We start from the raw sequence: 11,635 nt of genomic DNA, 5'->3' as shown, positions 1-11,635 counted from the left end.
CACCCGGCGTGCAGTCACGCCCGGGCCCGCGTGACACGGTGAGTCGCCGTTAGGGCGGGGCGGGAAAGCCGCCGTGTCGTGACGGCAGGGGGACAGATACGGGCGAGACAGCGTCATCGTTCAGTTTGTTCCGTGCCTGTTGCATGAAATTATTGATTCAGTCGCCTGTGGAACCGGCCGGGCAATCGGCGGTGCGCCGAGGCGGCCGCGCATCAGAAGTCGTTGGTCGCGCCCCGGAACACCGAGAGCGCTCTGGTGGCCACCCGGTCCCAGTCGAACTTGTCGGCGCGCGCGACCGGGTCGGACGGCGGGCGGTCCCCGTCGACAGCCCGGTCGAGCGTCTCGCGGACCGATTCGACCGTCGGTTCGGCGAGAAAGCCCGCGTTCCCGAGGACCTCGTCGGCCGCCGAATCCGGATGGTCGGCCGCGATAACCGTACAGTCGGCGGCCATCGCCTCCGCGAACGTCAGTCCGAACCCCTCGCGCGTACTCGGGGAGGCGAAGACGTCCGCGACGCGCATGTGTCCGAGCACGTCGTCGTACTCCTCGAGAAAGCCGAGAAACTCCACCCGGTCCGCGTGGTCCAGCGACGCCGCCGTCGCCTCCAGCGCGTCCCGCTCGGGACCGTCACCGATGACGCCGAGTGTCAGGTCGGTCCCCCCGGCGACGGCGTCGAAGGCTTCGAGCAGCAGGTCGACGTTCTTGTGCTCTATCAGTCGGCCGGCAAAGAGCACGTCGTACCCCTCGTCCGGGAGCGGCGCGCTCCGAATCTGGTCCGTGTCGATACCGTTCGGGACGATTTCGATGTCCCCGCGGTCGGGGCCCAGGTCGGCCAGTCGGTCGGCCGTGATACCGGAGATGGCGACCGGATGCTGGGGAGTCCGTGCGGTCACCCCCTCTGCGAGTTTCCCGAACGGCCCCAGGCGCCCGAGATACTCCTCCCAGTAGTCCCCCCACACCTCGTGCCAGGTCGTGACGAGCGGCGTCTCGGTTCCGAGCGCCGTCAGCTTCGTCGAGAGGACCGGAAAGTACGGGAAGACGCTGGCGACCACGACGTCGTGTTCGTCGTTCCGGAGATGCCGCCTGAGCGTCGGCACGAGACGGGCGGCGAAATCCAGCGCCTCGGTAATCGAACGCCGGTCGCCGTCGTACAGCTCCGCGGACGGTGCCGCCGCCCGGAGCGTCATCCCCTCGTGTGTGATTTCCGCCGGCCCGTCCCAGTAATGCCGGCCGTACACCGTCACTTCGTGGCCGTTATCTGCGAGCCGGGTGCCGATCTCGTGAATACGTTTCTCCGCACCACCAGTGACGAACGGATAGACGACGTTGCTCACGAACGCGATGCGCATTGGGTACCGGTTACCCCGAGTTTCATAATATCGTTTCGGTGGCGACCGAGTTAACTGAGCGTTCCGGATCGTTACTTTTCGCGGAGTGTCAGTGTAACTACGCGGTGGCGACGCGCCGTCAGGCTGCGGAAATGCATGCACCACGCCCCGAAACGACCCTCGAAACGTCATTATACGACGCATCTGGATATTAAACGAAGTACACGCAGACCGAATCTTTGATACCGAGAACTGTCTTAGGCTCACGCGATGAAGATTCTCCACACGCCGGTCCGCTTCTTTCCGTATATCGGGGGGGTCGAAGCGTACGTTCACGACCTCTCGACCCAGCTCGTGGACAGAGGACACGAGGTAACGGTCGTCTGTGCGGACGTCCAGGAAGAGACGGACAACCACGAGTGGATCGACGGCATCGAGGTCAAGCGGTTGCGGAGTATCGGACAGATAGCGAACACCAACATCACGCCGTCCCTGCCCGGTGTCTTGCTGAAGGAAGCGCGGGCGGCGGACGTGATTCACACGCACCTGCCGACACCGTGGTTCGCGGACTGGAGCGCGCTCGCGGGGGCGATTACCGATACGCCAGTCGTGGTGACGTATCACAACGACATCATCGGTGAGGACCTCGCCGACTACGTGGCCAGAATCTACAACCAGTCGATGCTCAAGGCGACGCTGGGGCTCTCGGACAGCGTCGTCGTGACCCAGCCGGAGTACGTCTCCAACTCGGCACACCTCGACGACCAGATGGAGAAGATAGATATGATTCCGAACGGCGTTGACACCGAGCACTACACGCCCGTCGACCTGAGCGATGCGGAGCGGGAGCGCCTGGGGCTCGACCCGGACCGCCCGACGCTGTTCTTCCTGAGCGTACTCGACGGGCACCACGAGTACAAGGGGCTGACCGACCTGCTCGACGCGATGGCCCACCTCGACGACGGTGAGGGCCGGACACCACAGCTACTGGTCGGCGGGGGCGGCGATGCCCAGTCCCGGTACGAGGCCTACGCCGACGAGGCCGGCGTCGCCTCGTCGGTCACGTTCCTGGGACGCGTGCCCGAAGAGGATATCACGAGCTACTACTCGGGTGCGGACCTGTTCGTCCTCCCCTCTACGAGCAGCGACCAGGAAGGGTTCGGGCTGGTGCTGCTGGAGGCGCTGGCCTGTGGGACGCCGGTCGTGACGACGGACGTGGTCGGCATCGCGGACGAGGTCAGGTCCGAGCCCATCGGGACTGTCACACCGATCGCCGACCCCGAGGCGCTGGCCTCGTCCATCGAGGCACAACTCGACGGCGACGAGTTCGAGCCCGCGGTCGCCCGAGCCCTCTGTGAGGACGAGTACTCCTGGCAGGCGAGCGCCGTGGAGATGGAGAAGCTGTACCGGCGAGTCGTGACCGACCCCGCTGTGCCCTCCCCGTCGGGCGCCGTCAACAGGTCCTAGGTCCGTCGACGAGCGACTCGTAGGTGTCGACGAGTCGCTCGACGTGGGTATCGAGGCTGATGTCGAGCTCCTCGACGTTCGACGCCAGCTCCGCCGCCTCGTCCCGACGACTCACGATGAGTTCCGCGAGCGCTTCCGGCTGGTCGGGCTCGAAGCAGTAGCCGGTCTCGCCGCTCTCTATCAGTTCGGGAATGCCGCCGATGTCGGCCCCGATGACCGGTGTCCCGCGGGCGTAGCTCTCGTATATCACCATCGGGGAGTTGTCGTACCACCGCGACGGCACCACGGTGAAATCGGCGAGGCTGTACTGCCGGACGAGCTCGCTCTCGGAGACGAAGCCGTGGAACTCGATTCTGTCGTCGTCGCCGGCGCGGGCTTCGAGGGCCTCACGCTCTGGCCCCTTCCCCAGTACGTGCAGCGAGATGTCCGACGAGTCGATGCTCTTGACGGCGTCGATGAGGACGTCTATCCCCTTGCTCTCGTTGAGCTGTCCCGCGTACAGCAACCGTGTTTCGCTGGCGTTCTCGGCGTCGACGTCCTCGAACTGGAGCTCACTCTCGTCGATACCCAGCTGCAGGCGCTGGGTCGGGACGTCGGTGAACACGCCTTCGTCGTGGTGCCTGTCGATGACGAACTGGGACGGCGAGAGTATCATGTCGACGTTGTCGCTGATTATCGGGTCGATATACCGCTGATAGAGCTTCATCAGCGGCCCGGGTTCGATTATCTCGCCGTCTTTGAACAGGCCGGAACGGATATGTAGTGCCGCGTAGTCGTGTAGGGTCAACACCACCGGCGCGTCGAGACGACCGACCGCAGAGAACACCGCGCCCGAGAGCCCTCGGTAATTGTGCACGTGAACGATGTCGGGGTCGATGTCGGTCAGTTGTTTTTCGACCATCCAGTCGGCGTGTGGGTTCCAGATGTTGAAACCATGGCCGATGAGTTTTCTGGGTAGCGAGACGTCCTGATATCGAATCGGTGCGTGGGCGTTGACAGGACGAAACCGGCGGACAGTGAGGCCGTTTGTCTCGGATTCGTCGACCCGATGAAACGGTGCCTCCGCCCCCGACGTAAGGACGGTTACGATGTGCCCCTCGTCGGCGAGCTTCTCCGCGTCATCAGCAGCGTGCTTTTCGGCGCCGCCGATGACCTCTGGCGGGTAGAGGTCCGAGATAATCGCGATTTCCATTATATGACTGGTACTGCGGAACGTAATTAGTATTTTTGCACTGCTGCGATATTAGTATATTAGGATCCGTCGTTCCGGAACGAGCGCGGTAAGACGTCCGACTGGTGTATGAGCAAATTTTTTAGGAGGCAGTATGGACGTAAGAATGATGGAACCCCTCACTGTTTGTACGCCGACGTACAATAGTGCCGACTGCGTCGAGCGTGCACTGGACAGTGTTACTGATATCGCCGACGAAATCGTCGTTCTGGATAGCGACTCGACGGACGGCACTCGGGAAATCGTGCGCGATTATGACAGTGTGGCACTGTACGACTACGAGTTCGAGGGATTCGCTCACATGTTTCGGACCGCCGCGACCAAAGCATCGAACGACTGGGTCCTCTACGTGGATGCAGACGAAGAGGTGCGGGAACCGATGGCGAGCGAAATTCGACGGAAACTTACCGACCCCACGAAGGACGCGTACGAGACCTTCAAACGGAATCGTATGTGGGGCCGGTGGATGCATGCCAAACACAAGAAACGACCTATCTTAGCTCGGGTCGAAGCACTCAGCTGGGACGACGCAATCGTCGGTGAAGAGTGGCGTGTTCGGGACGGATACGATGTGGGTGAACTCGAGCATCCGATACACCACTACGCCTACGACAGCGTCGACGAGTACATCACGAAGTGGATGGGGTACACTGCCGCCGACGCCCTCGACGAGTACGAGTCCGGGCGGTCCTCGTCCCTCTTGTACTTTTATTTAAAGGGGGCCGCGGCGTTCAACTATCGGTATTTCTACGAACGGTCGGTTTTGGACGGCTGGCAGGGATTGTTCTTTTCGGTCATGTCCGCCGTGTTCTATCCGGTGGTCGACGCCCGACTGCGTCGCATCCAGAAACTACAAAAAGAGCGGGACGACTGGCGGGAGTGGTGGATCGAAAACAAGTGTTAAAACCGGCCGTTCACGCGACCCCTCCGTTGGTACGTCTCTGACCGTTCGACGGTAAACGTCATTTTCGAGACACTTCGAGCATATCAAACCCTCCGACTCCGTCTCACACGGTGCAATTTGAATTTTCCGGCAGTTGGCTATTATTTCGTACCGATATCCCGAACTCTTCCGGTCGTAGCTTCGGCAATCGGTAGCGGCAACTGAACGCAACTCGGCGACTTAATCTAAAAAAGGAAACATTTATATTTATTTAGTTCAACGAGACGACCGCAATATGAGATACGCGACTAAGTTAAAATTTTCTCTTATCGTCGCTATAACGGGATTAGGTATCGGGGTGTTCATTTCGCGCTGGGCGTATTACCCAATGGTAATCGGTTATTCGGTTCTGTTACTAATAATATATTTTGCACTAAAAGAACGTGCGCTCGTAGCTTCGACTATATTCTCTACCGGTTTAGCGGCGGTGCACAGTTGGGTGTATCTATCTACACCGTCGATGATCGGAAACGACGCGGATAAAGTGGCAGTAGCGGTGGAACGAATAGCCACCTCCGGTTCGCTCGACTCGATAGCACAGATATTCTTTTATAATGTCGCGTCGGGATTTCACATACTTGCTGCCCAAACTGGACTTATCACGGGTTTCGATGGTCGTAACGCGTTAGTTATCTATCCGATTCTGTTCGGGTTTCTGCCCGTGTTTGGCGCGGTAAGCATAGCTCGGCGTCTCGGTGACGACGGAATCGTCGCTGGGGCCCTCGCAGGGGTTGCCGGTCCCCTTCTTGCATACAGTGTTCAACCGGTTCCGCAGTTGCTGACGGCACTGCTTGTCATCCCGATTACGGGTCTACTGTTTCTCTGGACAGAGACGTGGTCCAGACGAAGTTTTGTAGCGCTTGTAATCCCGCTGGTATTGATGCTGTTTGCCCACAAGACCTCGATGTTAGTCGTTACGGGTATTGCTGTTACCACTTTCGGACTCGTCGATAACAGGCGAGCGGCCATACGACTGGTAATCCTGGTGAGTTGTGGGTTAGTTTTTCAATGGTTATACCTAACGTCGTTTCTCCGCTCGGCAGTACTAGTCGTAATAGCCCCTGCAATCAAAGGCGCGACACTTGAGACAGGTGGCGTGGTTCTGCGGTCTACACGACCAGTCCTTCCGGGGCTGGTCGGGGGCATATTGAAAAACGCAGATTGGATTGGACTATCAGTGGCGGGAGCTGCCGGCTGGGCGCTACTTGCCAAACGAAACCTCAAACAGCGGTGTAATCAGAAAGGTATTCTATTGGCGGTGGGGTTTGTCTGTGGGGCATTCGTTTTCGTTTCGATTTTCGGACCTGGTATTGCAGTCGTCAGAACTTCTGTCGTTGCAGCAGTGCCGCTTTGTCTGTTAGCAGGACATCTCGTAGAAGAGTCACCCAAATCTGTGGCAGTGGCTGTTCTGTCGCTGTTGGTAGTGGCCCAGGTCGGCGTTCCGCCGGCTAGTCCAGATCACCCCTCACAAAATCGGCAGTTTCTGTCCTCGGAAGAGCTTATCGCGAAACAGACTATATCCGAAGTGACAACCGAGGTATATACCGACGAACAATACGCAAGGGAACTCAGCTCTATCGAAACGGACCGAACATATAGAACCGGCCGAGCGGAGTTCGCATCGCAGAGAGGCTGGCACGTTATCGGCTTGCCACTGTACAATGGAACTGTAACCTCAGTCGAAGAACGAATCGTGGTGAGAGATATAACGTTGTATAAAAAGGTCGGAACGAGGAAGATACTCTACGATCCACAGAAGCGACTCGCTTCTGATCGGTCACGGACGTACAGTTCGGGCTCTGTCCATCTCTACGTGGTGAACGAATAGTTGGCACATTTCACCGCCTCTGGCTGTTCCAATATCGGCCATCTATCACGAAGGCGCTGAATCATCCAGTCGGGTTCACTAACAGACGATAACTCAGGCCCGCCCGTTCCAAGAAGAGTGTGACGGTCCCGAACTCACGATAGATTTCTCGTACGGGTCGGCGAAAGGGATTTGCTGCACCCCGGCAGGGCCACAGTCAATTGCGGACCTGATACTCTCGAAAATCACCGTTGTCGTAGATGCAGGAGATATTTTCAGAGCTCTGTAGATACCGGTAGTCCGACTCGTTGAATACGAGTCCTTTATATAACGATAGCTGTTGCTGCCTCGAAAAGTCTGTTGTAATGAGATATATTCCCTCGGAGCCTGCAGCCTCCGAAAGGTTCTGAGAGTTGAAATGTGGTCCGACCAACCCGCCGCCTCGAACACTGAATCCCTGACTCATATCCGAACCACGCCACTTCCGATACCGACTGTTCCCTCTGGTCGCTCGGTAGTGACGCCCGACATCGGTATCCGTCGCGAAGGTTGGTTTATCAGCAGCTGTGTTGAAGGTCCAGTCGTAGCCGGACATCTGGGATTCAGTTACCTGTTGTGTCGGTTTGAACAGGTACGGCGAATTGAACGTCGCTGGAACAGCACCCGCCACACCCACTATGAGGAGGACGGAAGCGATAGCGCCGAAGGTCTGTCGGTCGACTTTCCCACTGATATCGACTAATCGTATCGAGACGAAAACTGTGCCCAACCCGGTTATGAAAGAGAAGTAGCGAACGACCTGCGGGAGGTCCCCGGCAACCAGATACACTAGACCCAGCCCCGCTACAGGGACGCACCCGAGTAGCAACAGAAGCTGTCGGCCATGAGCGGCGGATATCTCGTCGATTATCGAAGACCCGTGCCACAGGGCGCGCCCGATCTTATAAATAGAGATGGCCACAGTTAGCACCCCTACGAGCCCGATCGCGAGTTTGACCGACAGTGAGCGGACAAACAGCGTCAGTGCGCTACCACCGACTTCTGAGAGGCCCGAACCGGACGGGTCGGCAGTCGAGATGCCTCCACTTCCGTACCGCGTGAGTAGCGTCTCACTGGCACCGCTGAAAAACTGACTCTTGATCAGATCGTACGACAACACTACACCCGGTATTACGACCCCGGGAATGAGATACCGTGGGTGAGGCCTGATTTTACTCCCCTTGGAGACGATATCTGAAGCGACGATGCCGAGCGTATAAACGCTCGTAATCGCGAGTAATACGAGCATGTACTGTGGATGGTAGAGGACGAGCGACCCCTGTAGAACTACAATACAGATGAAAAAGGACGTGTACTGCGACCGATTCGACGAGATGGCGTTCAGTGTTGCCCAGATGACTATCGGAGTGATATGCATCGCTCCGACCGTAGCGATCGGTTGCATCCGAGGAATCATCACTGCTGTAATGGTCGGTATGAGACACCCGGAAAGCAGCGCGAGAGGTCGGAGATTGGCCCTTTCAGTATCGACGAAGTAGTCGGCCAGCAGCGGCAGCGACACGACATACAGGAGGAACGTGGCAGGTGGAACCAGAAGCAGGCTTCTGGACGGCGATACTCCAGTTACCAAGTTGAGGAAGGTTGCTAGAACGTGGATACCTGGATAGGGGTCTGCGTTGAACGAGCCCGTGAGCAGTATTTCACGGACCCAGCCGAGGTGTTGCAGGGCGTCTTCTTGCCCGAAGTAGTAGTAATCGCGAACGAACGGGAGAGAGACAAAGAGCATGATAGCACCGATGGCGATGGCAGCTGACAGATACTGTGTAGAGCGCTTTCGAAGCGATGTTGCCCCACCAATGCCGACACAGACTGCAACTGCGAGCCCAGCCCAGAAGACGACCGGCGTACCGGCGTAAATTGATAGTTCGTACCCTGTAGCCGGGTTCAGTACAGCGGCTATCGCCATGGCTGAGAGCGCGTTTAGCCCTATTGTCAACAAGATTTTCTCACGAATATTCATGATGTATAAATGGCAAGAATCGCGCCCGGAACATTAGCTGAATATTATTACACTATCTATCGAACAAAAATTTATCGATTAGTGGATATAAATATCTCTTGTTATATCAACGAGAAGAATAAAAATTCTTTACGCTGTACTCTAAATCAACTGATGGAGCTCGGAACTGATAGCTTGGCAAAGGAACTGTACGGATTCTGCGCCTTCGGATCCCTGGCAGCGACCAAGCAGTGGCAGCTTGGAACGAACGTGTACGACCGCGACTGGGACCTACTTGTCGTACTGGACTGTTGTCGTGTCGATGCGCTCGAAGCGGTGCGGGCGGAGTACGATTTCATCGGCGATGTAGGCGCTATCTGGTCGGTCGGTTCGACATCCAAAGAATGGATAGCGAACACGTTTCAGGAGAGGTACAGCGACCAGATATCCGAGACTACGTACATCACTGCGAACGGGTTCGCTGCGGACGTCCTCGATGAGGAGCCGGACTGGACAGAGTGGGGCGCGACCCAGGGGACGTGGATGAGCACACAACGGTGGCTCGCTCCCCTCGTCAGTCGCGACGTGGTCGATTCGGACGATCTGGACTCGTGTCACCGAATCTGGGACCTGTCGGACCGCCACGAACACGGTCACACGCCGTACGCTGAAGACGTGACAGACTACACCATCAGAGTCGGACGGGCCGAATCCCCGACGAAAACGATCGTCCACTACATGCAACCGCACGCGCCGTATCTCGCCAACCGTTCCCAATCATCTCTCGATGACTGGCAGGCGAAACCATTGGAAGAGCTACGCAACGGTGGTGACAAGGACAGAATCTGGGCGGAGTATCTGGATAACCTCCGATACGTGCTCGACGAGGTGGCTCGACTACTGGAGAACTTCTCCGCACAGAAAGTCGTGATTACAGCCGACCATGGTGAACTTTTCGGTGAGTTCGGCCTCCACGACCACGGTGTCGGGATACTACACCCTGCGCTACGAAAGGTCCCGTGGGCCGAGACAACTGCGAGAGACACAGGAACAGTCGAACCCGAAATCGATATCCGAACCGAAACCTCGGGCGATGTAAAGGAGACACTTCGGAATCTGGGCTACTTCGAATAACGTCTCATTGTGGTATCGGGCGCATCAGCCACCCTCGTAGACGCCACACCGGGTCGGTCGTACTCAGACGACGCTCTCGGGCCTGGGTGGTCATATCAATCGCGATACTCGCTCTGGTCCTGATTGTATCTGTTCTCTCATACAAAAACAAAGTACATTTGTACCGCCATCACAGAGTTGAGGCCGAATTCAACTGTGGGGAAGCTCGAAAATAAAATCGGTGACCTTCTTAAAAGCTCAGCGGTCGTTTTCGTCGGATTGGTCTTTGGGAAGGCCCTCGGTCTCCTCGGAGAAGCGCTCATCGTCCGGTCTCTGCCCCCAGAGACGTACGGGTCACTCGCGCTGGCATACACGATTACGCTCCTTTGTGGCCGCATCGGAAACTTCGGTCTCCAGGATGGAGTGACCCGCCTCATGTCGGCCGAGACGGAACGGTCAGACAAACTCCGGATTCTCCAGCACGGATTCGTTCTGGCAGTGTTCTCCGGCGTATTGCTCGGCGCGGGGCTTCTGATGACGCGGGAACTCATCGCGACGTTTGTGGACGACTCTCTCGTGAGTAGCTACCTCGTCGTCTTCGCCCCGCTCGTGCTACTACTGATCGTCAGAGGCATCGTGTTCAACGCACTACGAGCCGAAGAGCGGTCTCTCGCTGCTGTGCTCTCACGAGACATCTTCGGCCGGCTGATTCCTTTTGCGTTCTTGGGTAGCGCGCTGTATCTGGGGATGCCGACCAACGCGGCTATCGGGTACTGGATCGGCCTGCCGTTGTTGATCACCGTCTCTGCGCTCTTTTTTTTGCGGGACCAGTATCCGGTGTCGGACATCGTCACGTTTCGTCCCAGAAAAGAGATACTTGGCCGTCTCGGACGGTTTTCGCTGCCGCTCGCGATGAGCACGTACATCTTCACGTTTCTCTCGTATTTCGATATCCTGATGATCGGATACTTCCTCGAGTCGAGCCAAGTCGGGTTTTACCGGGCGATACAGCCACTCCAACAGATTTCCACGCTGCTCATGACCGCGTTTACGTTCCTCTTCTTACCGACAGCGACGCAGTACTACGAGGAAGGCGATATCTCGGGACTGGGGTCGTTCTACTCCGTTTCGACTAAATGGCTGATAATCGGGACACTCCCGATAGTGCTCGTCTTTTCGCTGTTTGCCGAGGATGTCGTTCGCACGCTGTTCGGTGTGGCCTATCTCCCTGCTGCGCCGGCACTCGCTGTGTTGGTCGCTGGACAGTCCTTTCGTGCAATGGTCGGGCTAGACGGTGATATCGTGAAAGCGATGGACCGGACCGAAATAGAGTTGGGCTCGGCTCTAGCTGGCCTCGTGGTCAACGTGGCTCTCAATCTCTATCTCATCCCTCGCTACGGGATTACCGGTGCAGCGTTCGCGACTGTCGTCGGCTACGTCGTGTACAACGTCGTGGAAGTCGCTATCATCTATCGACTCTTGGGAATCCATCCGTTCGCGTTCAACAATTTCAAACCCGCCGTAGTGACGGTCGTCTTCGCAGTAGGAGTCCGATACGTGACTCGCGGGAACGAATACAGTCTGCTCGCGCTGTGTGGCATCGGTGCGCTGTTCGGACTCGTCGCCCTCATCTCGACGGTCGGGACCAAAAGCCTCGATTCGACAGATAGAGAGCTCCTCGACCGAGTTGCAGAACGTACGGGGATCGACCTCGAACCGGTGCAACGGTTCATGTAGCCCGTTTCTA

General features: G+C 57.5%; 8 protein-coding genes. 5 read left to right on the top strand and 3 right to left on the bottom strand.

Going from position 1 to position 11,635, the window contains the following annotated elements:
* Positions 1-212: 212 nt before the first annotated feature.
* Positions 213-1,349 carry a glycosyltransferase family 4 protein gene (locus tag NDI56_RS18880; protein WP_310921297.1) on the bottom strand — a complete coding sequence of 379 codons (1,137 nt, stop codon included), beginning with the start codon at positions 1,347-1,349 and terminating at the stop codon, positions 213-215.
* Positions 1,350-1,598: 249 nt separating this feature from the next.
* Here NDI56_RS18880 and NDI56_RS18875 point away from each other — a divergent pair, with 249 nt between their 5' ends.
* Complete coding sequence (locus NDI56_RS18875; RefSeq protein ID WP_310921296.1) at positions 1,599-2,795, top strand: glycosyltransferase family 4 protein; 1,197 nt, start codon at positions 1,599-1,601, stop codon at positions 2,793-2,795.
* On the opposite strand, the gene NDI56_RS18870 is transcribed toward NDI56_RS18875, so the two are convergent.
* Entirely contained in the window at positions 2,782-3,987 is a 1,206-nt protein-coding gene (locus tag NDI56_RS18870) for a glycosyltransferase family 4 protein (protein WP_310921295.1), read from the bottom strand. The two genes, NDI56_RS18875 and NDI56_RS18870, sit on opposite strands and share 14 nt — an antisense overlap.
* Positions 3,988-4,120: 133 nt before the next feature.
* Between NDI56_RS18870 and NDI56_RS18865 the strand changes: the two genes are divergently transcribed.
* Positions 4,121-4,930, top strand: a complete 810-nt coding sequence (locus NDI56_RS18865; RefSeq protein ID WP_310921293.1) for a glycosyltransferase family 2 protein — start codon at positions 4,121-4,123, stop codon at positions 4,928-4,930.
* Between the two features lie 274 nt (positions 4,931-5,204).
* Positions 5,205-6,797, top strand: coding sequence for a hypothetical protein (locus tag NDI56_RS18860; protein WP_310921292.1), 1,593 nt, complete (start codon positions 5,205-5,207; stop codon positions 6,795-6,797).
* Positions 6,798-6,993: 196 nt separating this feature from the next.
* Here NDI56_RS18860 and NDI56_RS18855 read toward each other — a convergent pair whose 3' ends face one another.
* Complete coding sequence (locus tag NDI56_RS18855) at positions 6,994-8,742, bottom strand: hypothetical protein (protein ID WP_310921291.1); 1,749 nt, start codon at positions 8,740-8,742, stop codon at positions 6,994-6,996.
* Positions 8,743-8,805: 63 nt separating this feature from the next.
* On the opposite strand from NDI56_RS18855, the gene NDI56_RS18850 reads away from it, so the two are divergent.
* Positions 8,806-9,909, top strand: a complete 1,104-nt coding sequence (locus tag NDI56_RS18850; RefSeq protein WP_310921290.1) for a sulfatase-like hydrolase/transferase — start codon at positions 8,806-8,808, stop codon at positions 9,907-9,909.
* A 195-nt stretch (positions 9,910-10,104) separates the two neighbouring features.
* Entirely contained in the window at positions 10,105-11,625 is a 1,521-nt protein-coding gene (locus NDI56_RS18845) for a flippase (RefSeq protein WP_310921288.1), read from the top strand.
* Positions 11,626-11,635: the final 10 nt, after the last annotated feature.

Source organism: Halomicroarcula saliterrae (assembly GCF_031624395.1).
GTDB classification, from domain to species: Archaea; Halobacteriota; Halobacteria; order Halobacteriales; family Haloarculaceae; genus Haloarcula; species Haloarcula saliterrae.
Note: the sequence above shows the minus strand (reverse complement) of the source record. Positions and strands in the feature narration are given on the sequence as shown.